General features: G+C 63.2%; 21 protein-coding genes and 3 tRNA genes. 18 read left to right on the top strand and 6 right to left on the bottom strand.

The features are described 5' to 3' along the window. The first annotated feature begins 5 nt into the window (after nt 1-5). Complete coding sequence (locus tag PSV33_RS16025) at nt 6-371, top strand: nuclear transport factor 2 family protein (RefSeq protein ID WP_300563273.1); 366 nt, start codon at nt 6-8, stop codon at nt 369-371. Between the two features lie 85 nt (nt 372-456). Here PSV33_RS16025 and PSV33_RS16020 read toward each other — a convergent pair whose 3' ends face one another. Next, nucleotides 457-1,032: a nucleotidyltransferase family protein gene (locus PSV33_RS16020; RefSeq protein WP_300563272.1), complete on the bottom strand. Its 576-nt coding sequence runs from the start codon at nt 1,030-1,032 to the stop codon at nt 457-459. Nucleotides 1,033-1,062: 30 nt separating this feature from the next. After that, nucleotides 1,063-2,259, bottom strand: a complete 1,197-nt coding sequence (locus PSV33_RS16015; RefSeq protein ID WP_300563271.1) for an amino acid aminotransferase — start codon at nt 2,257-2,259, stop codon at nt 1,063-1,065. A gap of 174 nt (nt 2,260-2,433) precedes the next feature. On the opposite strand from PSV33_RS16015, the gene uvrB reads away from it, so the two are divergent. The 8 genes from uvrB to fdx all read left to right on the top strand — a co-directional run bounded on the left by uvrB (nt 2,434) and on the right by fdx (nt 10,360). Next, nucleotides 2,434-4,536 carry an excinuclease ABC subunit UvrB gene (gene uvrB, locus PSV33_RS16010; RefSeq protein ID WP_300563270.1) on the top strand — a complete coding sequence of 701 codons (2,103 nt, stop codon included), beginning with the start codon at nt 2,434-2,436 and terminating at the stop codon, nt 4,534-4,536. 266 nt (nt 4,537-4,802) lie between these two features. Then, the gene (gene iscR, locus PSV33_RS16005) at nt 4,803-5,339 is read left to right on the top strand and encodes a Fe-S cluster assembly transcriptional regulator IscR (RefSeq protein WP_300539275.1); all 537 of its coding nucleotides are present in this window, start codon (nt 4,803-4,805) and stop codon (nt 5,337-5,339) included. Nucleotides 5,340-5,435: 96 nt separating this feature from the next. After that, on the top strand, nt 5,436-6,653 hold the full coding sequence (locus PSV33_RS16000) for an IscS subfamily cysteine desulfurase (RefSeq protein ID WP_300563269.1): 1,218 nt from the start codon (nt 5,436-5,438) through the stop codon (nt 6,651-6,653). Nucleotides 6,654-6,698: 45 nt separating this feature from the next. Next, nucleotides 6,699-7,085 (top strand): Fe-S cluster assembly scaffold IscU, encoded by a 387-nt coding sequence (gene iscU / locus PSV33_RS15995; protein WP_300563268.1) that lies wholly within the window; start codon nt 6,699-6,701, stop codon nt 7,083-7,085. Nucleotides 7,086-7,107: 22 nt separating this feature from the next. Further along, nucleotides 7,108-7,431 carry an iron-sulfur cluster assembly protein IscA gene (gene iscA / locus PSV33_RS15990; protein ID WP_300563267.1) on the top strand — a complete coding sequence of 108 codons (324 nt, stop codon included), beginning with the start codon at nt 7,108-7,110 and terminating at the stop codon, nt 7,429-7,431. A gap of 139 nt (nt 7,432-7,570) precedes the next feature. Then, on the top strand, nt 7,571-8,092 hold the full coding sequence (gene hscB / locus PSV33_RS15985; protein ID WP_300563266.1) for a Fe-S protein assembly co-chaperone HscB: 522 nt from the start codon (nt 7,571-7,573) through the stop codon (nt 8,090-8,092). 35 nt (nt 8,093-8,127) lie between these two features. After that, a complete protein-coding gene (gene hscA, locus PSV33_RS15980) occupies nt 8,128-10,002 on the top strand; it encodes a Fe-S protein assembly chaperone HscA (protein WP_300563265.1) in 1,875 nt (624 codons plus the stop codon). Between the two features lie 19 nt (nt 10,003-10,021). Then, entirely contained in the window at nt 10,022-10,360 is a 339-nt protein-coding gene (gene fdx / locus PSV33_RS15975) for an ISC system 2Fe-2S type ferredoxin (protein ID WP_300563264.1), read from the top strand. A 41-nt stretch (nt 10,361-10,401) separates the two neighbouring features. On the opposite strand, the gene PSV33_RS15970 is transcribed toward fdx, so the two are convergent. Beyond that, a complete protein-coding gene (locus PSV33_RS15970) occupies nt 10,402-11,517 on the bottom strand; it encodes an ABC transporter substrate-binding protein (protein WP_300563263.1) in 1,116 nt (371 codons plus the stop codon). A 181-nt stretch (nt 11,518-11,698) separates the two neighbouring features. On the opposite strand from PSV33_RS15970, the gene dnaQ reads away from it, so the two are divergent. Further along, nucleotides 11,699-12,406, top strand: a complete 708-nt coding sequence (dnaQ, locus tag PSV33_RS15965; protein WP_300563262.1) for a DNA polymerase III subunit epsilon — start codon at nt 11,699-11,701, stop codon at nt 12,404-12,406. A 34-nt stretch (nt 12,407-12,440) separates the two neighbouring features. Next, nucleotides 12,441-12,515, top strand: a tRNA-Val gene (locus PSV33_RS15960). Nucleotides 12,516-12,758: 243 nt separating this feature from the next. On the opposite strand, the gene PSV33_RS15955 is transcribed toward PSV33_RS15960, so the two are convergent. Further along, entirely contained in the window at nt 12,759-13,541 is a 783-nt protein-coding gene (locus tag PSV33_RS15955; protein ID WP_300563261.1) for a 3-hydroxybutyrate dehydrogenase, read from the bottom strand. A 93-nt stretch (nt 13,542-13,634) separates the two neighbouring features. Here PSV33_RS15955 and PSV33_RS15950 point away from each other — a divergent pair, with 93 nt between their 5' ends. The 5 genes from PSV33_RS15950 (at nt 13,635) to rimO (ending at nt 19,244) form a co-directional block, all read left to right on the top strand. Beyond that, nucleotides 13,635-14,534: an alpha/beta hydrolase gene (locus PSV33_RS15950; protein WP_300563260.1), complete on the top strand. Its 900-nt coding sequence runs from the start codon at nt 13,635-13,637 to the stop codon at nt 14,532-14,534. Nucleotides 14,535-14,641: 107 nt separating this feature from the next. Beyond that, nucleotides 14,642-16,858 carry a bifunctional (p)ppGpp synthetase/guanosine-3',5'-bis(diphosphate) 3'-pyrophosphohydrolase gene (locus PSV33_RS15945; RefSeq protein WP_300563336.1) on the top strand — a complete coding sequence of 739 codons (2,217 nt, stop codon included), beginning with the start codon at nt 14,642-14,644 and terminating at the stop codon, nt 16,856-16,858. Between the two features lie 77 nt (nt 16,859-16,935). Continuing rightward, nucleotides 16,936-17,012: transfer RNA gene (locus tag PSV33_RS15940), tRNA-Val, on the top strand. A gap of 222 nt (nt 17,013-17,234) precedes the next feature. After that, on the top strand, nt 17,235-17,771 hold the full coding sequence (phaR, locus tag PSV33_RS15935; protein WP_300563335.1) for a polyhydroxyalkanoate synthesis repressor PhaR: 537 nt from the start codon (nt 17,235-17,237) through the stop codon (nt 17,769-17,771). 63 nt (nt 17,772-17,834) lie between these two features. Then, the gene (rimO, locus tag PSV33_RS15930) at nt 17,835-19,244 is read left to right on the top strand and encodes a 30S ribosomal protein S12 methylthiotransferase RimO (protein WP_300563259.1); all 1,410 of its coding nucleotides are present in this window, start codon (nt 17,835-17,837) and stop codon (nt 19,242-19,244) included. Between the two features lie 111 nt (nt 19,245-19,355). Here rimO and PSV33_RS15925 read toward each other — a convergent pair. After that, nucleotides 19,356-19,440 (bottom strand) — tRNA-Leu (locus PSV33_RS15925). 275 nt (nt 19,441-19,715) lie between these two features. On the opposite strand from PSV33_RS15925, the gene rnr reads away from it, so the two are divergent. Further along, nucleotides 19,716-22,019, top strand: a complete 2,304-nt coding sequence (gene rnr / locus PSV33_RS15920; RefSeq protein WP_300563334.1) for a ribonuclease R — start codon at nt 19,716-19,718, stop codon at nt 22,017-22,019. 69 nt (nt 22,020-22,088) lie between these two features. Continuing rightward, nucleotides 22,089-22,637 (top strand): YggT family protein, encoded by a 549-nt coding sequence (locus tag PSV33_RS15915; protein ID WP_300563258.1) that lies wholly within the window; start codon nt 22,089-22,091, stop codon nt 22,635-22,637. Here the strand turns inward: PSV33_RS15915 and PSV33_RS15910 are convergent. After that, nucleotides 22,608-24,155, bottom strand: coding sequence for an NAD(P)H-hydrate dehydratase (locus tag PSV33_RS15910; RefSeq protein ID WP_300563257.1), 1,548 nt, complete (start codon nt 24,153-24,155; stop codon nt 22,608-22,610). The two genes, PSV33_RS15915 and PSV33_RS15910, sit on opposite strands and share 30 nt — an antisense overlap. Nucleotides 24,156-24,169: the final 14 nt, after the last annotated feature.

Raw genomic sequence — 24,169 nt, 5'->3', positions numbered from 1 at the left:
GACACATGCCAAGCCGCCAAACCGTCCAGGAATTCATCGCGCTGGTGGAGCAGGGCCATTACGTCGAGGCCATCGAGCAGTTTTATGCGCCCGACGCCAGCATGCAGGAAAACAGCCAGCCACCCCGGCGCGGCCGCGACGCGCTGGTGACCTACGAGCGGGCCGTCATGGCCGCCTGCAGCGCGATGCGCACCTTGCCGGTGGAGTCTTTCCTGGTCGATGGCGACTTCGTCGTGATCCACTGGGTCTTCGAGTTCACCCGTGTTTCAGGCTCGATGCTGCGTATCGACGAACTGGCGCACCAGCGCTGGGAGGGTGACAGGATTGTGGAAGAGCGATTCTTCTACGATCCGACGACGGTCGGTGCCTGATCCGGGGTGGCCAAGGTTGCATCGCCTTTCGCTATCAAATAGATAGCTTTCTTCGCTTTATCCATAAGGGCTGCAGGCACTTTTTCTATAAATCCTGGCTTGCAGCCGCAAGTGGCATCGGTTCGGGCCGCCTCAGCCAGTTCCAGCGCGCCTGATAGTCCCGCACCTTGTGGTCATACAAGGGCCCGTGGTCCACGCGAGGGTTGGGGCTGAGGATGCCCCGGTACATGTCGTCCAGTCCGTAGGGCGCGTAAACCTGTATGTGGCCGGCTTCCCGGCGTAAACCGACGCTGGTGCTGCCCACCAGAAAGCGGTCCACGCCCTCACAGGCGTTTTGCAGCCGCGGGCAGGGCCGCCCGAAATACGCCGGGTACCAGGTATGCACACGCGCCTGGTTTCTGACATCGAGCTGGACGCCCAGGCCGGAAAAAAGAGCCTGTGCCCGCCGGTTGACGGCTTGCTCCGAGTGATCGGAAAGGTCTTTGGGGTCGAAGTAGAAAATATCGTAGTCGCGGATGCCTGTATCGGGTGAGCAGCCGTCCAGCAGGTTCCAGACGGTCTGGAACAGGCAACCCCCGACCAGCCAGGCGTCGGGCAAATCCAGTTCGGGAAGTCGCTCCAGCAGGGCCCGGTTGCAGGGGTTGCGCAGGGCATCCTGCACAAACCGCTGCGGCAGGCCGGCCTCGCCGATTTACATCACCTTGGCGATGGACGCGCAGACGTGGGCGATGTTGTGGCTGTTCAGCGCGGCCACACACATGCGGCCGGTGTCGGTGCCGTAAACGCCGAATTCATTGCGCAGGCGCACCATCTGGTCTTTCGTCAGGCCGGAGTAGCTGAACATGCCGACCTGCTTGGTGATGAAGCTCATGTCTTCTTTCACGCCAGCGGCTTTCAGGCCGTCCACCAGCTTCTGGCGCATGTCCTTGATGCGCACGCGCATCTCGCCCAGCTCTTTTTCCCAGAGCACGCGCAGTTCGGGGTTGTTCAGCACGTTGGCGACCACGGTGGCACCGTGGATCTGCGGGTTGCTGTAATTGGTGCGAATCACGATCTTGAGTTGCGACAGCACCCGATCGGCCTCGTACTTGTTCTCGCACAACACCGACAGGGCGCCGACGCGCTCGCCGTACAGGCTGAAGCTCTTGGAAAACGAAGTCGAGACAAAGAAGGACAGGCCGGCAGCGACAAACTTGCCGATCACGGCGCCATCTTCCTGGATGCCCTGGCCGAAGCCCTGGTAGGCCATGTCCAGGAAAGGGGTCAACTGGCGGGCCTTGACGGCGGCAATCACCTGGTCCCACTGGGCGCTGGTGATGTCGTAGCCCGTCGGGTTGTGGCAGCAGGCGTGCAGCACGACGATGGTGCCGGCGGGAGCGGCGTTCAGCGCCGCGAGCATGCCCTCGAAGTTGACACCGCGCTTGGCGGCGTCGTAGTAAGGGTAGCTCTCCACCGTGAAGCCGGCCTGGGCGAACAGGGCGCGGTGGTTCTCCCAGCTCGGGTCGCTGATCAGGACCTTGGCGCTCGGGCTGAGCTTTTTCAGGAAGTCGGCGCCGATTTTCAGGCCGCCGGTGCCGCCTATGCCTTGGGCGGTGGCAACGCGCGCACTTTTGACGGGCTCGCTGTCGGCGCCGAAGACGAGGGCCTTGACGGCCGCGTCATAGGCAGCCACACCGTCCATGGGCAAGTAGCCGCGCGGCTTGGGCGACGCCATCATGGCCTTTTCGGCGGCCTGCACACACTGCAGCAGGGGCAGCTTGCCGTCATCGTCGTAATACACGCCGACGCCGAGATTGACCTTGTTCGGGTTGGTGTCGGCATTGAATTGCTCGTTCAGGCCCAATATGGGGTCACGGGGGGCCATTTCGACGGCGGTGAAAAGCGACATGAAAATCCTCTGGAAGGGTGGTTTGTGTTTTTTTTAACGGCCCGGCGCGCCAATTGGTTTACCGGCTGTTACGCAGACATCCCGGAGACTGGCGGTTCAAGTTTCCGCCGGCCACCCAAATGTCGTATTCTGTTCGGTTGCCCCGGATTTTAGCGGGCCTATTTTGAGTTTTTTATGCCAGAACTGATTGAAGTCATGCCAGAGTCCAGCCAAGCGCCTGTCAACGGCGAATTTGTGCGCTTTCCGGACTCCCCGTTCGAGCTCTTCATGCCCTACCCCCCGGCGGGGGACCAGCCCGTGGCGATCGAGCAACTGGTCGAGGGCCTCCATGACGGCGAGGTCTTCCAGACCCTGCTGGGTGTAACGGGCTCCGGCAAGACCTTCACCATGGCCAACGTGATTGCCCGGATGGGACGGCCGGCGATTGTGTTTGCCCCCAACAAGACGCTGGCGGCTCAGCTGTACAGCGAGTTCCGCGAGTTCTTCCCGAAAAACGCCGTTGAGTATTTCGTCAGTTATTACGACTACTACCAGCCCGAGGCCTATGTGCCCCAGCGCGACCTGTTCATTGAAAAAGACTCTGCGATCAACGAACACATCGAACAGATGCGCCTGTCGGCGACCAAAAGCGTGCTGGAACGGCGCGACACCATCATCGTGGCGACCGTCAGCGCGATTTACGGCATAGGCGCGCCCGAGGACTACACGCAGATGCGTTTCATCGCACGCAGCGGCGACAAGATGAACCAGCGCGACGTGATCTCGCGCCTGATCCGTATGCAGTACGCGCGCAACGACCAGGACTTTGCGCGCGGTACCTTCCGCGTGCGCGGCGACGTGATCGACGTGTTTCCGGCCGAACATTCCGAACTCGCCATCCGCATCGAACTGTTCGACGACGAGATCGAAACGCTTTCGCTGTTCGACCCGCTGACTGGGCGCATCCGCCAGAAGGTGCCGCGTTTTGTGGTCTACCCCAAGAGCCATTACGTGACGCCGCGCGACAAGGTCATGGCGGCGGTCGAAACCATCAAGCTTGAACTGTCCGAGCGGGTGGCGCAATTCGTCGGTGATGGCAAGCTGGTCGAAGCCCAGCGCATCGAGCAGCGCACGCGTTTCGACCTGGAGATGCTCAGCGAGATTGGCCACTGCAAGGGCATCGAGAACTACACCCGCCACCTCTCCGGCGCGCCGCCGGGCTCGCCGCCCTCGACGCTGTGCGACTACCTGCCGAAAGACGCGATCATGTTTCTCGATGAGAGTCACGTCATGATCGGCCAGCTCAACGCCATGTACAACGGCGACCGCTCGCGCAAGACCACGCTGGTCGAGTACGGCTTTCGCCTGCCCAGTGCGCTGGACAACCGGCCGCTGAAGTTCGAGGAGTTCGAGACCAAGATGCGGCAGGCGATTTTTGTCTCGGCCACGCCCGCTGCCTACGAGCAGCAGCACGCCGGCAAGGTGGTCGAGCAGGTGGTGCGGCCCACCGGGCTGGTAGACCCCGAGGTGGAGGTGCGGCCGGCCACGCACCAGGTCGACGACGTGCTGCAGGAAATCCGCATCCGCGTCGACAAGAACGAACGGGTGCTGATCACCACCCTGACCAAACGCATGGCCGAGCAGCTCACCGATTACCTCACCGACAACGGCGTCAAGGTGCGTTACCTGCACAGCGATGTGGACACGGTCGAGCGTGTGGAAATCCTGCGTGACCTGCGCCTGGGCGCCTTCGACGTGTTGGTCGGCATCAATTTGCTGCGGGAAGGCCTGGACATCCCTGAAGTCAGCCTGGTCGCCATCCTGGACGCCGACAAGGAAGGTTTCTTGCGCGCCGAGCGCAGCCTGATCCAGACCATAGGCCGGGCCGCCCGCAACCTCAATGGCCGGGCCATCCTGTATGCGGACCGCATCACCGACTCCATGAAGAAGGCGATGAGCGAGACCGAACGCCGCCGGAACAAACAGATCGCTTTCAACCTCGAACATGGGATCACGCCGCGCAGCATCGTCAAGCGCATCAAGGACCTGATTGACGGTGTGTATAGCGAAAAATCCGGCAAGGAAGCGGAAAAGCTCGAGTTGCAGAAGGCCCTGGTGGAGGACATGAGCGAGAAAGACATTGCCCGGGAAATCAAGCGGCTGGAGAAACAGATGATCGAACACGCCAAAAACCTGGAATTCGAAAGGGCGGCCGGCGTTCGCGACCAGTTGCATGTGCTCAAGGCGCAGGCTTTTGGCGCGCCGGGTGTGGACAACGTGCCGCCGGTGGCGAGCTGAAAATGAAACGGGGAAGCGGGACTTTCGTCACGGATTCGGCTTTGTTTGTCTTGGACAAAGTGGTGTGAGCGGTACAATGACGAGTGAATCGGTCGGGCATCTGTGCTATACTTGACGAAAACAGTCAAGAACAAGCAGAACAACAAAAGCCCTGTAGCCGATCAGGCCGACAGGCCGGGGCGGGTGGAGAAAAAGTTCCCTTTCAAGCCACGAGCTTGGCAGGGTGAGCCAAACGACAGTCAAGCCAACTTTTAAGGAGCTTGAAAATGCGCCTCACGACCAAAGGCCGCTTTGCGGTCACCGCGATGATTGACCTGGCCCTGCGCCAGAACAACGGCCCCGTTACCCTGGCGGCCATCAGCCAGCGCCAGCAGATTTCGCTGTCCTACCTTGAGCAGTTGTTCGGCAAGCTGCGCCGCCATGAACTCGTCGAGTCCACCCGTGGCCCCGGCGGCGGTTACACCCTGGGCCGCAAGGCGGCAGCCATCACCGTTGCCGACATCATTGTGTCGGTGGACGAACCCATCGACTCGACCCAATGCGGCGGCAAGGAAAACTGTCTCGGTGACGGTGGTCGTTGCATGACGCACGAGTTGTGGGCTTCGCTGAACAGCCGCATGGTGGAATTTCTCGACTCCGTGACCCTGCAAAAGCTGGTCGACGACCAGCTCGCCAAGGGCGTCGTGGTCGAAAACACACCCATGGTGAAGAAAGCCATCTTCACAGCGCCGGTGGCCAAGCCGATGCGCGTCAACGCGCCCAATTCGGTGTTTGCCCTGGGTAACGCGTTCTCCAAGTCCTGATCCGGCCGGTCGCTGCCGGTGGAAAACCGGGGGCAGACTGCCGTCCATTTTTGATGCTGATGCTGCAAGCCAGCCCTGAAATAAAAAGCTAGCCACATGGAAACCCCACACTTCCCCATTTACATGGACTACAGCGCCACGAACCCGTGCGACCCGCGCGTGGTGGACGCCATGATTCCCTGGTTGCGCGAGCATTTTGGCAATCCCGCTTCACGCAGTCATGCGTGGGGCTGGGAAGCAGAAGCTGCGGTGGAAAAAGCCCGCGAGCAGGTGGCCGAGCTGATTGGTGCCGACCCGCGCGAGATCGTCTGGACCAGCGGTGCCACCGAGTCCAACAACCTGGCGCTCAAGGGTGCTGCGCATTTTTACAAGTCCAAAGGCAAACACCTGATCACGGTCAAGACCGAGCACAAGGCCGTGCTCGACACCTGCCGGGAGCTGGAGCGCCAGGGATTTGAAGTGACTTATCTCGACGTGCAGGCCGATGGTCTGCTCGACCTCGAGGTGCTGAAGGCGGCGATCCGCCCCGACACCATCATTGTCAGCGTCATGTTCGTCAACAACGAAATTGGCGTGATCCAGGACATCCCGGCGATTGGCGCCCTGTGCCGCGAAAAAGGCATCATTTTCCATGTGGACGCCGCGCAGGCCACCGGCCGCGTCGACATTGATCTGGCGACCTTGCCGGTTGACCTGATGAGCCTGACCTCGCACAAGACCTACGGCCCCAAGGGCATAGGCGCGCTGTATGTGCGCCGCAAGCCGCGGATTCGCCTGGAAGCCCAGATGCACGGTGGCGGCCACGAGCGCGGCATGCGTTCGGGCACTTTGCCGACGCACCAGTGCGTAGGCATGGGCGAGGCCTACCGCATCGCCAAGGCGGAAATGCACGAGGAAAACAAGCGCATCCGTGCCCTGCACGAGCGCATGCTGGCGGGACTGAAGGACGTGGAAGAGGTTTTCCTCAACGGCCATGCCGACAAGCGCGTGCCGCACAACCTCAACATGAGCTTCAATTATGTCGAGGGCGAGTCCCTGATCATGGGTATCAAGGGCCTGGCGGTGTCCAGCGGATCGGCCTGTACGTCGGCCAGCCTGGAGCCCAGCTATGTGCTGCGTGCCCTGGGCCGCAGCGACGAGCTGGCCCACAGCAGCCTGCGCATGACCATAGGCCGCTGGACAACCGAAGAAGAGATTGATTACGCCGTGGCGACGATCAAGGAAAACGTCGCCAAACTGCGTGACCTGTCGCCGCTCTGGGATATGTTCAAGGATGGCGTGGATCTGTCCACCATCCAGTGGGCTGCTCACTGAGACCGGCCGTACGTAACGCACCAACAGCTTGAAGAGGTAAACAAAATGGCATACAGCGAAAAAGTGGTGGACCACTACGAAAATCCCCGCAACGTCGGCTCGTTTGAAAAGGGCGACGACTCGGTAGGCACCGGCATGGTCGGCGCACCGGCCTGCGGCGACGTCATGAAGCTGCAGATCAAGGTCAACCCGCTGACGGGCGTGATTGAAGACGCGCGTTTCAAGACCTACGGCTGCGGCTCCGCGATTGCGTCGAGTTCACTCGTGACCGAGTGGGTCAAGGGCAAGACCCTGGACGAAGCGGCCAGCATCAAGAACAGCGCGATTGCCGAAGAGCTGGCCCTGCCACCCGTGAAAATCCATTGCTCCATCCTCGCTGAAGACGCCATCAAGGCGGCCGTCAGCGACTACAAGCTCAAGCACGCCCAATAACCTTCATTGACCCGCGCGAACCATGTCCGTTACCCTCACAGACGCCGCAGCACGTCACGTCACCCGCTACATGGCCAAACGCGGCAGGGGCGTGGGTGTACGCCTGGGCGTCAGAACCACCGGTTGCTCCGGCCTGGCCTACAAACTCGAATATGCCGACGAGATTGCGCCGGAGGACGTGGTGTTTGAAGACAACGGCGTGAAGGTGCTGGTGGACCCGAAAAGCATGGCTTACATCGACGGCACCCAGCTCGACTTTGTGCGTGAGGGCCTCAATGAAGGCTTCAAGTTCATCAATCCGAATGAACGCGACCGCTGCGGATGCGGCGAATCTTTTCGGGTGTGAAGCTACTGCGCAGGCGTGATCGAGGCGCGGGCAGTGCTCGCCATCCTCACGTACCTGAAGTATGCTCCGGTGGCTCCGCGCTGGCCGCACCTCGCTGACGCCCGCTCGCTACGCTTCCTATCCCGAAAACGGGCTTTCCGTGACAAGTCTCCAATCCAACGATTTCGAACTTTTTGACCTGCCTGTGCAGTTTGCGCAGGACAGTGCCGCACTCGATGCGCGTTGGAAGGACCTGCAGCGCGAGGCGCATCCCGACCGGTTTGCGGCGCAAGGCGCTGCCGCCCAGCGTGTGGCCATGCAGTGGTCGGTACGCATCAATGAGGCCTACCAGCGGCTGAAAAATCCGCTCAAACGTGCAATCTACCTCTGCGAGCTGCACGGCGCGCCCATCCAGGCGGAGAGCAACACGGCCATGCCGCCGGATTTCCTGATCCAGCAGATGCAGTGGCGCGAGGCGCTGGAAGAAGCCCAGGGACTCGACAGTCTGGAAGAAATCGCCGCCCAGACCCTGGACAGCAAGCGCGAGCAGCTATCAAAAATAGAGCGCTCGCTGGATCGGGACAAGGACTATCCGGCTGCTGCCCAGCAGGTGAGAAGCCTTATGTTTATTGAGCGCTTTGGCAGCGAGATTGATGCGCGCATCGACTCGCTGGGACAATAGCCTGTCCCAGACCTCCAGCGCGACCCAAAACATTCATGGCCTTACTGCAAATTTCCGAACCCGGACAGACCCCCGATCCGCACCAGCGGCGCATTGCCGTCGGCATTGATCTGGGCACCACCCATTCGCTGGTGGCCAGCGTGCGCAGCGGCGTGGCCGAATGCCTGCCCGATGCGCAGGGCCGCGTCTTGCTGCCCAGCGTGGTGCGTTACCTGGTGGATGACAACGGCGCCACCAGCCGCCAGATCGGTTTCGATGCACTGGCTGCGCAGGTGCAGGACCCGCAAAACACCATCGCCTCGGTCAAGCGCCTGATGGGCCGTGGTATTGACGACATCGGCAACCGCGCGCAATTGCCTTACCAGCTGATTGACCAGCCCGGCATGGTCACGCTGCAGACCGTGGCCGGTGAAAAAAGCCCGGTCGAAGTCAGCGCCGAGATCCTGGCGACTTTGCGCTACCGGGCAGAAGACAGCTTTGACGACGAGATCTTCGGTGCGGTCATCACCGTGCCGGCGTATTTTGACGACGCCCAGCGGCAGGCCACCAAGGATGCCGCGCAACTGGCCGGGCTCAACGTGTTGCGCCTGATCAACGAGCCGACCGCGGCGGCGATTGCCTACGGCCTGGACAACGCCAGCGAAGGCGTTTACGCGATCTACGACCTCGGTGGCGGCACATTTGATATCTCCATCCTGCGCCTGACGCAGGGCGTGTTTGAAGTGGTCGCCACCGGCGGCGACTCGGCCCTCGGCGGCGACGACTATGACCGCGCGCTGGTCGAATGGGTGCTGGTCAAGGCCGGCCTGGCTGCCGACACCCTCACACCGGGCGACAAAGCCGCCTTGCTGCAGGCGGCCCGAGCCTGCAAGGAGGCCTTGTCTGCTACGGATTCAGTAGCATTCTCCGCCCGTCTGGCAAGGGCTAACGTGCAATTTGACATGAAGGCCGCGGACTTTGAAGCGGCCACGGCCGGGCTGACCCAGCGCACGCTGACGGTGGCGCGCAAGGCCCTGCGCGATGCCGGGCTGGGCAAAGACGAGGTCCAGGGCGTGGTGCTGGTGGGCGGGTCCACGCGCATGCCGCAGGTGCGCCGCGCTGTCGCCGGCCTGTTTGGCCGCGAGCCCCTGACCAACCTGAACCCCGATGAAGTCGTGGCCCTGGGCGCGGCCATTTCGGCCAACCAGCTGGCCGGCAACAGCACCGGCAGCGACCTGCTGCTGCTCGACGTGATTCCGCTGTCGCTGGGCATCGAAACCATGGGCGGCCTGGTCGAACGCATCGTGCCGCGCAACCAGACCATCCCGACCGCGATGGCGCAGGACTTCACCACCTACCAGGACGGCCAGACCGCGCTGGCACTGCATGTGGTGCAGGGCGAGCGCGACCTCGTGGCCGACTGCCGCAGCCTCGCGCGTTTCGAGCTGCGCGGCATCCCGCCGATGGCCGCGGGCGCGGCACGCATCCGCGTGACCTTCACCGTGGACGCTGATGGCCTGCTCAGCGTCAGCGCGAAAGAGCAGGGCAGCGGCGTGGAAGCGCGGATCGACGTGAAGCCCTCCTACGGTCTGTCCGACGACGACATTGCCCGCATGCTGCAGGAGAGTTTTTCGACGGCCCAGCAGGACATGCAGGCGCGCGCGCTGGCCGAGGCGCAGGTCGATGCCGACCGCATGATCCTGGCAACGCGCAGTGCGCTGGATGCCGATGCCGACCTGCTGACCCCCGAGGAAAAAGCGGAGATCGATCGCCTGATGGCCGACCTGGCGGCCGTCCGGCAGCAGGGCGACGCCGCGCAGATCGAAGCCGCCATCAAGGCCCTGGCTGCCGGTACCGAGAACTTTGCGGCCCAGCGCATGAACCGCGGCATCCGCCAGGCCCTGGCCGGAAAAAACATAGCGACGGTCTGACCCACGGACCGAACACACCATGCCCATCATCAAAATACTGCCTCATCCTGAATACTGCCCCAACGGAGCCGAAGTGTCCGCGCCTGCCGGCACGTCCATCTGCGAGGCGCTGCTCGAGAACGACATCAACATCGAACACGCCTGCGACATGAGCTGTGCCTGCACCACCTGTCACGTCATCGTGCGCGAAGGCATGCGCTCGCTCAACGAGATGGACGAGAGCGAGGAAGACCTGCTGGACCGCGCCTGGGGCCTGGAGCCCAACTCGCGCCTGAGCTGCCAGGCCATCGTGGCCCAGACCGACCTGACGGTCGAGATTCCCAAATACTCGATCAACCACGCCAAGGAAGTGCATTGAGGCACTGAGCGGCGCGGTGTGCCGGATCGCCCGGTTTGCGGTCAGCGCACGTAGCCGCCGTCCTTGCGCAGCATGGACAGCTCGGAAAAATTCATGCCCTGGTGATCGGTCGGACCGTAGCGCACGAAGACGCCGCCCAGGTCCAGTGACTTGAAGCTTTCAAGCGCTTTTTTCAGTGATTCGGCTGTCGGGTTGGCGCCGGCGCGTTTGAGGCCTTCGATCAGCACCTTGGTGCTGACGTAGCCTTCGAGGCTGCCATAACTGAGTTCCGTGACGCCCATCTTCTTCATGGCCGCCTGGTATTCCGCGAGGACCGGCAGCGCCGGATTCCAGGGGTAGGGCACCACCTGTGACACCACCACACCCACGGCATCCGCGCCTATGTCCTTCTGCAATTGCTGCCCGTTCAGGAAAGAGAAGGAGTAAAACCGGGCTTCTGCCCCGGCGGCGCGGTAGGCCTTGATGAATTTGGCGGTGACCGCATTGGTTGCCGACAGCACGATGGCGGCGGGCTTGAGTTTGGCCAATTCGACCGCTCTGGCTTCTGCGTCGGAGCCGTCGTTCTGGATGGCGGCGCTGCCGACCATCTTGCTGCCCCGCTCCTCGATGAATTTGCGCGTGCTTTCCATGGCCGAGCGGGCGCCGGGATTGTCATTGTGTGCAAAGGCAATACGCGTGATGCCCACCGTGAACAGGTGGTTGACGATGCGCCCGTATTCCTCATCGAAGCTGATGCGCACCGGAAAACCGTATTCGGAAAATTTGACGACCGGTCCGGCGCCCGTGTAGGGTGCGACCAGCGGGATCTTCAGTTCATTGGCCGCCTTGAGTGCGCCGACCGACGAGGTGGTGCCAATCGGCATCAGGATCGCCACGGCGCCTTCCGCCTCCAGCTTTTTGACGTTGTCTGCTGCCCGGACAGCGTCGTAGGCGTCATCCATCTGTTTGAGTTCCACGGGGCGGCCATTGACACCACCGGCTGCATTGACGGCCCTGAGCATCGCGCGTATGCCCGTCAGCGGCTCGGTCGCCAGCGATGCCAGCGGACCGCTTTGTGGATAGGTCTGGCCGATCAGAATCGGTTTGGAATCGGCCTGGGCCGACAGGCTGGCGGACAGTGCCACCACGGAAGCGAGGATGCGAAGGGCAGGGGTCATGGTTTTCCGCTGTATTGAAAAAGAAAAGACACGTTGAAAATGCCGGGCACATGGCGATACCTGTGCCGGTTTGTTTAGGTTTAAATAATTGGTCCTTAATGTACTGCAAGAAGCGGGCCCGGCATGTTTTTCCGCTTGACCGGTCGGCGGCAAGGCGTCGGCGTGGAGCGATAATCCCGGCATGCGCCAAATCGTTCTTGACACTGAAACCACCGGTCTGTCCGCTGAAAACGGCGACCGCATCATCGAAATCGGCTGCGTCGAGCTGATCGGCCGCAAGCTCACCGGCAACAACAAACATTTCTACCTGAACCCCGAGCGCGACAGCCACGAGGACGCGCTCAAGGTGCACGGCATCAGCAACGAGTTCCTGCAGGACAAGCCCAAGTTTCCGGCCATCGCTGACGAACTGCTGGCTTATCTCGACGGCGCCGAGCTCATCATCCACAACGCGCCCTTCGACATCAGTTTCCTGGACAAGGAACTCGAGCTGATGGAACGTGTCTCGATCCGCAACTGCGTGGCCAAGGTCACCGACAGCCTGATGATGGCCAAGGAGCTGTATCCCGGCAAACGCAATTCTCTCGACGCCCTGTGCGACCGCCTGGACGTCGACAACTCGGGCCGCACACTGCATGGCGCCCTGCTCGACGCCGAACTGCTGGCCGACGTCTATATCAACCTGACACGCGGGCAGAATTCGCTGGTGATGGACCTGGGCGGCAGTACGCAGGACGGTGGCGCCGCAGTAGCCATGGACCTCAGCGGTTTTGATTTGCCCCTGCTGCTGGCCAACGATCAGGAGATCGCCGCCCACGAAAGCCTGCTGGCAGACATCGATAAAAGCAGCAAAGGCAAAACTGTCTGGCGCGAACTTGCCGGTGCGTGACAAAAAACCCTTATAATCTGAGGCTGACCAAACAGGGCGGTTAGCTCAGGGGTAGAGCACTGCATTCACACTGCAGGGGTCGCAAGTTCGAAACTTGCACCGCCCACCAGAATTGAAGCCCCAAGTCGCTTGCGACTTGGGGCTTTTTCTATGGCCGGCGCGATATGTCTTTCGGTGGACCAGCCGACACCCGCTGTGCAGGCATGGTGCGAGCAGCATGAGTTTGCTATTAAAACAATAGCTGCCTGCGCAATACCAGCAAGGGCTGGTGGCCGATTTGGCTATATTTCTTGATGCATGCCAGGCTGGCGGCATTTGCCGCCAGCCTGGCGCGTCTTGGGGTTTCGGCGCTTTACTGCGCTGCCCAGCCGCCGTCCATGTTCCACGCCACGCCGCGCACATTGTTGCCGGCCGGCGAGCAGAAAAACACCGCCAGCGCGCCCAGTTCCTCGGGCGTGGTGAATTGCATCGACGGCTCTTTTTCGCCCAGCAGTTGCTGCGTGGCCTGTTCGTTGGAGATGCCGCCAGCCGCGGCCTTGGCATCCACCTGTTTTTGCACCAGCGGCGTCAGGACCCAGCCCGGGCAGATGGCGTTGCAGGTCACACCGGTGGTGGCGTTCTCGAGAGCCGTCACCTTGGTCAGGCCGACGATGCCGTGTTTGGCCGCGACATAGGCAGATTTTTCCGCCGAGCCCACCAGGCCGTGCACCGAGGCGACGTTGATGATGCGGCCCCAGCCCTTGCCGCCATTGGCGGCCTGCATGGCCGGCAGGGCCAGCCGTGTGGCGTGGAAGGCGCTGCTCAGGTTGATCGCCAGAACGGCGTCCCAGCGTTCGACCGGAAAGTTCTCGATTTTTGCTACATGCTGGATGCCGGCGTTGTTGACCAGGATGTCCACCTGTCCGAATTGCGCCGCGGCAAAAGTCATCATGGCCTCAATCTCGGCGGGCTTGCTCATGTCGGCACCGTGGTAGGCCACCTTCACACCCAGCGCAGCAATTTCCACCTTGGGTCCTTCGGTGTCGCCGAAGCCGTTGAGCACGATGTTGGCACCCTGTGCCGCCAGCGCCCTGGCGATCCCCAGTCCGATGCCGCTGGTGGAGCCGGTCACGAGTGCAGTTTTACCTTTGAGCATGAAGTTTTCTCCGGATGATTTACGATGCCTGTCAGACGCTGAAAAATCAGCGGCCCGCGCAATTATCAAGCCTGCAACCCGGATTCCCTGGCCATGACTGAACCTACGCTGAACTACGTATCCTGCCCCGACGTTTCGGGAGGGCACCGCATGGCGTACTGGGAGTGGGGCGATCCGGCCAACCCGCATGTGGTGCTGTGTGTGCACGGCCTGTCGCGCCAGGGCAGGGATTTTGACGTGCTGGCAGAGTACCTGTCGGACGAGGTCCGGGTCGTGTGCCCCGACGTCGTCGGCCGCGGCCGCAGCGACTGGCTCCAGGACCCCATGGGTTACCAGATTCCCCAGTACGCGGCGGACATGATGGCACTGCTGGCGCACCTGCACCAGCAAGCGCCGGTCACGACGCTGGACTGGGTTGGCACCAGCATGGGCGGCCTGATCGGCATGGTCATTGCTGGCCAGCCTGAGCTGCCCTTGCCAGCGCCTGTTCACAAGCTGGTCCTGAACGATGTGGGGCCGGCCATTGAGTGGCAGGCCATTGCGCGTATTGCCGCCTACCTTGGCAAGGCCGGGCACTTTGGCTCGCTGCAGGAGGCTGCTGATGCGATGTGGGCGATCTCGACCAGTTTTGGCCCGCACACGCCCGAACAATGGATGGCTCTGTCGCGCCACATGGTCAAGCCTGTGCCCGGTGCAGACGATGGCCGTGTGATGCTGCATTACGACCCGGCCATTGCGGAGCCGGTCCGGGCGACGACCGAAGCGGCGGCGCGCGAAGGCGAGGCGCTGCTGTGGCAACTTTTTGACAACATTCGGGCGCCGACGCTGGTCGTGCGTGGCGCACAATCGGATCTGCTCAGCCATGCCACGGCGCTGGCCATGACGCAACGTGGTCCACGGGCTCGCCTGGTGGCGTTTGACGGGGTAGGCCATGCACCGACACTGGTGGCGATGGATCAGGTCAGTGCGGTGGGCGATTTTCTTCTTGTCTGAAACCTTTCATTGAAAAATTCCCAGTGACGAAACATGCCGGGGCCGGGCCTGGCGCTCCGCCCAAATCGCTTTTGAAGTCCCAGACAGGCGTGGCGCCCCAGACGCCCATGACGCCACTGCCCAATGCGTCCATCGTGACGGCCACGGCCGACAGCCTGCCGGACCAGCCGCACGCGCTGGCCCGCGCCAGGGCCTTTGCCGAGCCGCTGATCGCCAGCGAAACGCTGGACACCGGTGAAAACATCCTGGCCCATGCGGACGCCGTCGCGGCCATTCTCAAGGCCATTGGCGGCTCCGAGGCCATGCAGGCGGCCACCTACCTCGTCCACGCCTGCGCGCACCTGAACAAGCCGCAGGAGGTGATTGCCAAGGCTTTCGGTGCCAACTTCGCCGCCCTGGCCATGGAGACCACCAAGCTCGTCCATGTGCAGAAGCAGGCCCGCGCCGCCGACGACAGGGCCCAGCTCGAAGACCCGGCGGCGCAGACTGAAAACGTGCGCAAGATGCTGCTGGCGTTTTCGCGCGATCTGCGGGTCGTCATGCTGCGCCTGGCGTCCCGCCTGCAGACCTTGCGTCACTTTGCAGCCATCCGGCAACCATGCCCGCTGGCCGTGGCGCGCGAGTCGCTCAACGTTTTTGCGCCGCTGGCCAACCGCCTGGGCATCTGGCAGATCAAGTGGGAAATGGAAGATCTGGCCTTCCGTTTTCTCGAGCCGGACACCTACAAAAGCATTGCCCGCCTGCTTGATGAAAAACGAGCCGGGCGCGAGGTCTTCATGGAAGCGCTGCGCGCCCAGCTGGAGCGCGACCTGAACAGCAACGGCATTGCGGCGCTGGTGCAGGGCCGGCCCAAACACATCTACAGCATCGTCAAGAAGATGCGCGGCAAGGGCCTCGATTTCGACCAGGTGTTCGACATCCGCGCCCTGCGCGTGATCGCCGCCGACGTCAAGGGCTGTTACGCGGCACTCGGCTTTGTGCATTCGCATTTCACGCCGGTCGAGGGCGAATTCGACGACTACATCGCCAAGCCCAAGTCCAACGGCTACCAGTCGCTGCACACGGTGGTGCGCGATGCTCAGCAGCGGGCGGTCGAGATCCAGATCCGCACCCAGGCCATGCACGACCATGCCGAGCATGGCGTGGCTGCCCACTGGGCTTACAAGGAAGCGGGCACCAAGGGATACGGCGGCGTGTCGGCCAGCAGCGAGTACGACGCAAAAATTGCCGTGTTGCGGCAGTTGCTGGCCTGGGAACGTGATTTGTCGGGGCCGGTGGCGGCCAAGTCGCGCGACGCCAACCAGGGCCTGTTCGAGGACCGCATCTACGTCCTGACGCCGGAAGCGGCCGTCGTCGAACTGCCGCAGGGCGCGACCGCGCTCGACTTTGCCTACAGCGTGCACACCAGCCTGGGTCATCGCTGCCGCGGCGCACGCATCGACGGCGCCATGGTGCCGCTGAACACGCCGCTGCAAAACGGGCAGACGGTCGAGGTCGTCACCACGAAGGAGGGCGGCCCGTCGCGGGACTGGCTCAATCCCGAGCTCGGCTTCCTGGCCAGCCACCGCGCGCGGTCGAAAGTGCGCGCCTGGTTCAACGCCCAGGCCATGGCACAGACGGTGGCGCGCGGGCGCGAAGCAGTGGAAAAACTGCTGCAGCGCGAGGGCAGAACCGCGATGAAGCTCGAGGACGTAGCGACGCAGCTGGGCTTTAAAAGCGCAGAGGATCTGTTTGAAGTGGTCGGCAAGGACGAACTGTCGCTGCGCACCATCGAGAACATGCTCAAGCCGCCCGAGCCGCCCCCCACGCAGGACGACTACGTGCTGGCCAAAAAGGCCAGGCCCGACAAGTCTGGGGGCAGCAAAGGCGGGGTACTGGTGGTGGGCATCGACTCGCTGCTCACCCAGCTCGCCAGGTGCTGCAAGCCCGCGCCACCGGATGCCATCCTCGGTTTTGTGACCAAGGGGAAAGGCGTGAGCATCCACCGAAGCGATTGCAGCAACTTCCGCAACATGGCCGGCGGCAGCCCGGATCGCGTGATCGAGGTCGAGTGGAGCCAGCCGAAAAATGCGGGCGGCTCGGTCTACCCCGTGGATGTCGCCATCGAGGCGTCTGATCGCCAGGGTTTGCTGCGCGACATCTCCGAGGTGTTTGCCAGGGAAAAAATGAACGTCATTGGTGTGCAGACCACGTCGGTCAAGGACAACCGCGGCGGCACGGCCTGGATGACCTTCACGGTGGAGGTGGCTGACTCGGGCCGGCTCAACCAGGTGCTTGCGGTCGTCGCCGAAGTCAATGGTGTGCGTTCGGCGCGCAGGCGCTGATTTGTCCGCAAAAATTTCGGCCAGGGTGCAAAAAGGCCGGGTTTGCGCTGCTACAATGACGAGGTCGAACAGTCCTTAGGCGCGTAGCTCAGCTGGTTAGAGCACCACCTTGACATGGTGGGGGTCGTTGGTTCGAGTCCAATCGCGCCTACCAATTTCCTGTAGTTGTTTTCCTGTCAACTGTGCATTCCACGGTGCTCACAGGGTAAACCAAGGGGATTGCAGGTAAGCATACTTCCTAGAATGTGGTGACCCTGTGCATTGGTGCAGGCAGTCATTCACAGGAGTTCGCACAGTGCCCAAGAGCAAGCCCACCAGTCAGTCCAGGAGCCAGTCAACCGACCCGGCTCCCCCCGTTGGCAGTACGTCGGGGAAAATACCGGGCAGCAAGGGCGGTAACGGCAAGGCGGCCTCGCCGCGTGTCATCAAGAAATACCCGAATCGCCGTCTCTACGACACCGATACTTCAGCCTACATCACTCTGGCCGAGGTCAAAAACCTCGTCATGGACAGCACCGACTTCGTGGTGCGCGATGCCAAGTCCAATGAGGACCTGACACGCAGCATCCTGCTGCAGATCATTCTGGAAGAGGAAGCCGGTGGCGCGCCCATGTTCACCGAGGCGGTGTTGTCCAACATCATCCGTTTTTACGGCAATGCGATGCAGAGCTTCATGGGTTCCTACCTCGAGAAAAACGTCCAGTCCTTCATGGACTTGCAGCTCAAGATGTCCGAGCAGTCCAAGGGCCTGACGCCGGAGGCGTGGGCGCAGTTTGTCAATGCCCAGTCGCCCACCATGCAGGGCATGATGGGCAGCTATGTCGAGCAGTCGAAAACCGTGTTCACGCAAATGCAGGAGCAGATGCAAAAACAAAGCGAGCAGATGCTGGCCGCCCTGGGCCTCAAGCGCTGACCGTGTCCAGGCCATTTCGCGCGCAGGCAGTCGCACCCTGCGCGCTCTGAGACAATAGAGGGCATGAGCCAAGCCCTAGCTACCCCACCTTCCTCCACCTTGAACACGGCGCCGCGCGTCGGGTTTGTCAGCCTCGGCTGTCCCAAGGCCCTGACCGACTCCGAGCTGATCCTGACGCAGCTCAGCGCCGAGGGTTACCAGACCTCCAAAACCTTTGAAGGCGCCGACCTGGTGATCGTCAACACCTGCGGCTTCATCGATGACGCCGTCCGTGAAAGCCTGGACACCATTGGCGAGGCGCTGGCAGAAAACGGCCGTGTCATCGTGACCGGCTGCCTGGGCGCCAAGGCGGGCGAGGGCGGCGGCAACCTGGTGCGCCAGATGCATCCGAGTGTGCTTGCCGTGACCGGCCCGCACGCAACGCAGGAAGTGATGGACGCGGTGCACCTGAACCTGCCCAAGCCGCACGACCCGTTTGTCGATCTGGTGCCCAACGCCTTCGGCATTGCGGGCATCAAGCTCACACCGCGGCACTATGCCTACCTGAAGATCAGTGAAGGCTGCAACCACCGCTGCACCTTCTGCATCATTCCGTCGATGCGCGGCGACCTGGTGTCGCGGCCGATCGGCGACGTGCTCAATGAGGCGCGCGCGCTGTTTGAGGGCGGTGTCCGGGAGCTGCTCGTCATTAGCCAGGACACCTCGGCCTATGGGGTGGACGTGAAGTACCGCACCGGTTTCTGGGACGGCAAACCCGTCAAGACCCGCATGCTGGAGCTGGTGCAGGCGCTCGGCGAGATTGCCGAGCCCTACGGTGCCTGGGTGCGCCTGCATTACGTCTACCCGTACCCCAGTGTGGACGAGATCCTGCCGTTGATGGCCACCGGCAAGGTGTTGCCTTACCTGGACGTGCCCCTGCAGCACAGCCACCCCGATGTGCTCAAGCGCATGAAACGACCGGCCAGCGGTGAGAAGAATCTGGAGCGCATTGCGCGCTGGCGCGAAATCTGCCCCGAGATCGTGATCCGCAGCACCTTCATTGCCGGTTTTCCCGGCGAAACCGAGGGTGAATTCGAGCACCTGCTGGATTTCATGCGTGAAGCGCAGATTGACCGCGCCGGCTGCTTTGCCTACAGCGCGGTGGAGGGCGCCACCGCCAACGACATTCCCGGTATGTTGCCCCTCGAAGTGCGCGAGGAGCGCCGCGCACGTTTCATGGCCGTGGCCGAAGCGGTCTCTGCGGCGAAGCTGCAGCAGCGTGTGGGGGCGACCATGCAGGTGCTGGTGGACTCGGCTCCCGGCATGGGTAAAAAGGGCGGCGTGGGCCGCAGCTACGCCGACGCGCCGGAGATTGACGGTGTCGTGAAATTGCTGCCACCCGAAAAAATCAGCAAGACGCTCAAGGTCGGGGAATTCACCAAGGCCCGGATTGTCGGCACCCAGGGCCACGATCTCGTGGCGGTGCCGGTCTGAGGCCGTCCGCATGGGGCTGGCACAAGTGCTGAAAAAGCACCTGGAAAGCAAAAAGGCCACCGGGTTGGCGGTGGCCTTTTTTGTACCAGCTTTCGCTGGATTTGATGTATCTGGTGCCCGGGAGAGAACTCGAATCTCCACATCTTGCGATACACGGACCTGAACCGTGCGCGTCTACCAATTCCGCCACCCGGGCACAGCCAGCAGTGTACCATTACAGAATCGGTTTTCCTGTCCGGATTCCAAAAAATTTCAATCGAGGTGCGGACCATGAGGCGCATCCCATGCCAGGCTCGCAACTTCACGCCATGGTCCCGCAAACTGCCGGCTTTTGACATGCAGAAATATACGGACACGACGGATTTCCCGCCGGCAGCAAGCCGGTTCCGGAATTCTTTCCCCCATTAATCATCTCAAGAAGTGAGACCCGTTATCAAAACAACTACCCACAGCAACGGCCCAGGCGCCGGACTGCTCGCCGAATTTGAAGGCACTGTTTCAGGCCATCGCGATGGCCACGGCTTTGTCCAGCGCGATGACGGCGAAGCCGACATCTACCTGCCGCCCAACGAAATGCGCGCCGTGCTGCACAAGGACCGCGTCAAGGCGCGCATCGTGCGGCACGACCGCAAGAACCGCCCCGAAGGCCGCGTCACGGAAATCATTGAACGTTCGCCCAATCCCATCATTGGCCGCCTGTTGCAGGAAAGCGGTGTCTGGCTGGTGGCGCCCGAGGACAAGCGTTACGGCCAGGACGTGCTGATCCCCAAGGGCGCCATCGGCACGGCCAAGCCCGGACAGATCGTGGTGGTGCAGCTCACCGAGCCGCCGGCGCTGTTTGGCCAGCCGGTCGGCCGCGTCAAGGAAGTGCTCGGTGAGATCGACGACCCGGGCATGGAAATCGAAATTGCGGTGCGCAAATACGGCGTGCCGCATGAGTTCAGCGACGCCGGACTGGCGCTGGCCCGCACCCTGCCGGACGCCGTGCGGCCCGCCGACAAAAAAGGCCGCGTCGACCTGACCGACATTCCGCTGGTGACCATCGACGGCGAAGACGCGCGCGACTTTGACGATGCCGTGTATTGCGAGCCGGCCAAGGTCGGCCGCGGCAAGGGCTGGCGCCTGCTGGTGGCGATTGCCGACGTGAGCCACTATGTGGAAACCGGCAGTGCGATCGATATCGATGCCTACGACCGCGCGACCAGCGTTTATTTTCCGCGCCGCGTGATTCCCATGCTGCCCGAAAAGCTCTCCAACGGCCTGTGTTCGCTGAACCCGAACGTCGAGCGTCTGTGCATGGTCTGCGACATGCTGGTCAACGCCAAGGGCGAAGTCCACGCCTACCAGTTCTACCCGGCGGTGATGTTCAGCCACGCGCGTTTCACCTACACCGAAGTCGCCGCCATCCTGGCTAACACGCGCGGCCCGGAAGCGGCCCAGCGCAAGGCGCTGGTGCCGCACCTGCTGGACCTGCATGACGTCTACCAGGCGCTGCTCAAGGAGCGTGGCGTGCGCGGCGCGGTGGACTTTGAAACCACCGAGACACAGATCGTCTGCGACGAGGCCGGGCGCATCGAGAAAATCGTGCCGCGCACCCGCAACGTTGCCCACCGCGTGATTGAAGAGGCCATGCTGGCGGCCAACGTCTGTTCTGCGGACTTCATTTCCGGCAGCAAACACGAAGGCCTGTTCCGTGTGCACGAAGGCCCGACGCCCGAGAAGAAGGACATTCTGCGCACCTACCTGAAGGCTTTGGGCATTGGCATGACGATCACGGAGAACCCCGCGCCGGGCGAGTTCCAGCAGATCGCCATGGCCACCAAGGATCGGCCCGATGCGATGCAGATCCATTCCATGCTGCTGCGCTCCATGCAGCAGGCGATCTACACCCCCATGAACGCCGGCCACTTCGGCCTGGCCTATGAGGCCTACACGCACTTCACCAGCCCGATACGCCGCTACCCGGACCTGCTGGTGCACCGCGTCATCAAGGCAGTGCTGACCAAGTCCCGGTACCAACTGCCGGTGTTGCCTACCCCCGGGGAGGCCGAGGCCAAGCTGTCGAAACGGCTGGCCTCGCGCGTCACCGAGCCGGACCAGAAACCGAAAAAGCCAACCGCCGACCAGCTCGCCTGGCAGGCGGCCGGCCTGCATTGCAGCGCCAACGAACGCCGTGCCGACGAAGCCAGCCGCGACGTGGAAGCCTGGCTCAAGTGCAAATACATGCGTGAGCACCTGGGCGAAGAGTTCGGCGGCGTCGTCACGGCGGCCACCAGCTTCGGCATTTTTGTCACGCTCGATGCGATGTATGTCGAAGGCCTGGTGCACATCACCGAACTGGGCGGCGAGTATTTCCGCTTTGACGAGGCACGCCAGGAGCTGCGCGGCGAACGCACCGGCATCCGTTATGCCATCGGCACCCGGGTGCGCGTCCAGGTCAGCCGGGTCGATCTCGACGGCCGCAAGATCGATTTCCGCCTGGTGCGCGAGGGCGAAGAGCTGCTGACCCGCGCCATGAAGGACAAGGCCGGTGGTCGCAGCGCCGAGCTGCCCGAGCAGGAGCGCGCATCGCCGCGCAAGGCCGGCGAGCAGCGTGGTGGCAAGCGCGACGACAACAAACGCACGGGCAAGGGCACCGAGCAGCGTGCCGGCGCGCGCGAGGGCAGTGGGGCGGGCAGCCGGACGGCCAAGTCGCCGATCCAGGCGCTGAAGGCGGCGGTCAAAAAATCTGCTTCCAGCGCCGGGCGCAAGCAGAGCAAGAAACCCAGGCGCTGAACGCATGACCCTTTCTGATCTTTCGCCCGCTATCGCCGCCATGCCCACCATGCCAAGGACCCAACAACCATGCTGATCCGCATCCTGGCCTTTCTGGTGGACAGCCTGTTCTTTGTGCTGATAGGCGCGGCCCTGATGCGTGCCTGGATGAACCGCCTGCGCATCAACATGAGCGCGCAGCCCGGCACCTTTGTGATGGCCGTGACGGACTGGCTGGTCAAGCCCCTGCGGCGCATGCTGCCCAAGGCGGTCGCGCAGTCACGCGTGGACTGGGCCAGTCTGCTGGCCGCCTTGCTGCTGGCGCTGGTGTATGCGTTGGTCTGGGCGGCCCTGTTCGGCGCCTTGCTGAACCTGACGGCGGCCATGCTGCCGGCCTTGCTGTTGATGAGCCTGAAGATGCTGCTGCGGGTTGCGCTGCAGCTGGCCTTCATGGTGGTGCTGATTTACGCCATCATTTCCTGGCTGCAGCCCGGTTCGCCCATGTATGGCCTGCTGGGCCGGCTGGCCGAGCCCCTGCTGGCGCCGCTGCGGCGCATCATTCCGGCCATCGGCGGTGTCGACCTGTCGGCGCTGGTGCTGCTGCTGCTGCTACAGATCGGGCTGATGGTTCTGGGCTAAGGCAGAGGCGGTCAGCGTCTGCCCGGGGTGGCAGGCCGGCCAGTCATCGGCCAGCTGGCCATGCCGGAAAACGGCGCTGCAGGCAGCGTCAAAGGCCGTCTGTCCGCCGGCCAGCCGGGCACCCACCATGCCCGCCAGCACATCGCCGGTGCCGGCCGTGGCCAGGCGCGCGTTGCCGGTGGGGTTGATGGCGCTGACCTGGTCCGGCGCAGCGATCACCGTGCCCGAGCCCTTGAGCACCACCACACAGGCGAATTTTTCAGCCAGCTGCCGCGCGGCCAGCAAACGGTCGGCCTGCACCGCGGCGGCGTTGCTGCCGAGCAGGCGCGCGGCCTCCAGCGGATGCGGTGTCAGCACCGTGCGGTAGCCGCGGCCCTGGCGGGCCCGCAGCAGGGTTTGCAGCTGGGTGTCGGCGGCGATGGCGTTGAGCGCATCGGCGTCCAGCACGGCGGTCTGCGCGCCCGACAACACGCGCGGCAGCACGGCGGCCACGGCGTCGCCGCCGCCGCAGCCACACACCAGCACCTGCGTCTTGAGGTCGAGCGCGTCGGGACTGCGGAACATCAGCTCGGGCTGCTGCGGGTCCACCGTGAGGCCGGCGCCGCCAAGCAGGGCCACAAACACCCGGCCGGCGCCCGCATGCAGGGCGGCGCGCCCGGCCAGCAGGGCGGCGCCGCTCATGTGGGTGGCGGCTTGCGGGCTGGACTGCCCGCCGAGGATGGCGACATCGCCAAAGCTGCCTTTGTGGCTGGTATGCGCTGCCTGGTCACGTCCGTGTGATTCGGCGCGGTCCCGGCCCAGTAGCCAGGCGTCCGGCGCCAGCGCCGGTTCAGGTGTGACGCCGAGGTCGTCCCACCAGACCTGTCCGGCCAGGTCGCGGCCGGCGGCCGTGAACAAGCCTGGCTTCAGCGTCAAAAGGCTCAAGGTAAATCGGGTACCAGCCCTTGCGGGTAAAGCGCGGGAAGCTATCAATTCAGGAGCTAGTGGTGCGCCCGTGTCGGCGTCCAGTCCGCTCGGGATATCCATCGCCAGGACCGGTTGCACGCTGGCCTGCAGCAGCGCCAGCCACTGGCCGAGCAGATCGGTCTGGCCCCTGGCCGCAAGGGGGCGGCGTACCGCGCCTATGCCCAGCAGGGCGTCGATGGCGAAGTCAAAGCCGGCTGGCGGTGTGCCGGCGAAGGGCACGCCGGCTGCACGGGCGCGTGCCAGCGAGGCCAGTGCATCGGTGGGAACGCGGGCTTCGTTTTGCGCGCCCAGCCAGGTCACCCCCACGGTTTTGCCCCACAGGTGCAGATGCCGGGCCGCTTCCAGGCCGTCGCCGCCGTTGTTGCCCGGCCCGCAGGCAATCCAGATGCACTGCGCGTGCGGCGCCAGCGCCAGGGCCAGGCGCGCGCTCGCCAGCCCCGCACGCTGCATCAGGGTGTGCGCTGGCAGGTGGGCTGCCGCCCGCTGCTCCAGCAAGCGCGTCGAAGCCACCCCGTGGAGCGGCAGGCTGAGGGCAGGGGTGACGGCTAACATGCGCCGATTGTGCC

Origin of the sequence: Polaromonas sp., from assembly GCF_029945895.1 — a bacterium.
In the GTDB taxonomy this organism is placed as follows: Bacteria; Pseudomonadota; Gammaproteobacteria; order Burkholderiales; family Burkholderiaceae_C; genus Polaromonas.
Note: the sequence above shows the minus strand (reverse complement) of the source record. Positions and strands in the feature narration are given on the sequence as shown.

Coding starts and splice junctions, on each gene's coding strand:
- dnaQ (WP_300563262.1), top strand. CDS start 11,699: ATGCGCCAAATCGTTCTTGACACTGAAACCACCGGTCTGTCCGCTGAA.
- PSV33_RS15910 (WP_300563257.1), bottom strand. CDS start 24,155: ATGTTAGCCGTCACCCCTGCCCTCAGCCTGCCGCTCCACGGGGTGGCT.
- iscR (WP_300539275.1), top strand. CDS start 4,803: ATGCGCCTCACGACCAAAGGCCGCTTTGCGGTCACCGCGATGATTGAC.
- PSV33_RS16015 (WP_300563271.1), bottom strand. CDS start 2,259: ATGTCGCTTTTCACCGCCGTCGAAATGGCCCCCCGTGACCCCATATTG.
- uvrB (WP_300563270.1), top strand. CDS start 2,434: ATGCCAGAACTGATTGAAGTCATGCCAGAGTCCAGCCAAGCGCCTGTC.
- rimO (WP_300563259.1), top strand. CDS start 17,835: ATGAGCCAAGCCCTAGCTACCCCACCTTCCTCCACCTTGAACACGGCG.
- PSV33_RS15950 (WP_300563260.1), top strand. CDS start 13,635: ATGACTGAACCTACGCTGAACTACGTATCCTGCCCCGACGTTTCGGGA.
- PSV33_RS15955 (WP_300563261.1), bottom strand. CDS start 13,541: ATGCTCAAAGGTAAAACTGCACTCGTGACCGGCTCCACCAGCGGCATC.
- PSV33_RS15970 (WP_300563263.1), bottom strand. CDS start 11,517: ATGACCCCTGCCCTTCGCATCCTCGCTTCCGTGGTGGCACTGTCCGCC.
- iscU (WP_300563268.1), top strand. CDS start 6,699: ATGGCATACAGCGAAAAAGTGGTGGACCACTACGAAAATCCCCGCAAC.
- PSV33_RS16025 (WP_300563273.1), top strand. CDS start 6: ATGCCAAGCCGCCAAACCGTCCAGGAATTCATCGCGCTGGTGGAGCAG.
- iscA (WP_300563267.1), top strand. CDS start 7,108: ATGTCCGTTACCCTCACAGACGCCGCAGCACGTCACGTCACCCGCTAC.
- hscA (WP_300563265.1), top strand. CDS start 8,128: ATGGCCTTACTGCAAATTTCCGAACCCGGACAGACCCCCGATCCGCAC.
- PSV33_RS16000 (WP_300563269.1), top strand. CDS start 5,436: ATGGAAACCCCACACTTCCCCATTTACATGGACTACAGCGCCACGAAC.
- PSV33_RS15915 (WP_300563258.1), top strand. CDS start 22,089: ATGCTGATCCGCATCCTGGCCTTTCTGGTGGACAGCCTGTTCTTTGTG.
- PSV33_RS15945 (WP_300563336.1), top strand. CDS start 14,642: ATGACGCCACTGCCCAATGCGTCCATCGTGACGGCCACGGCCGACAGC.
- fdx (WP_300563264.1), top strand. CDS start 10,022: ATGCCCATCATCAAAATACTGCCTCATCCTGAATACTGCCCCAACGGA.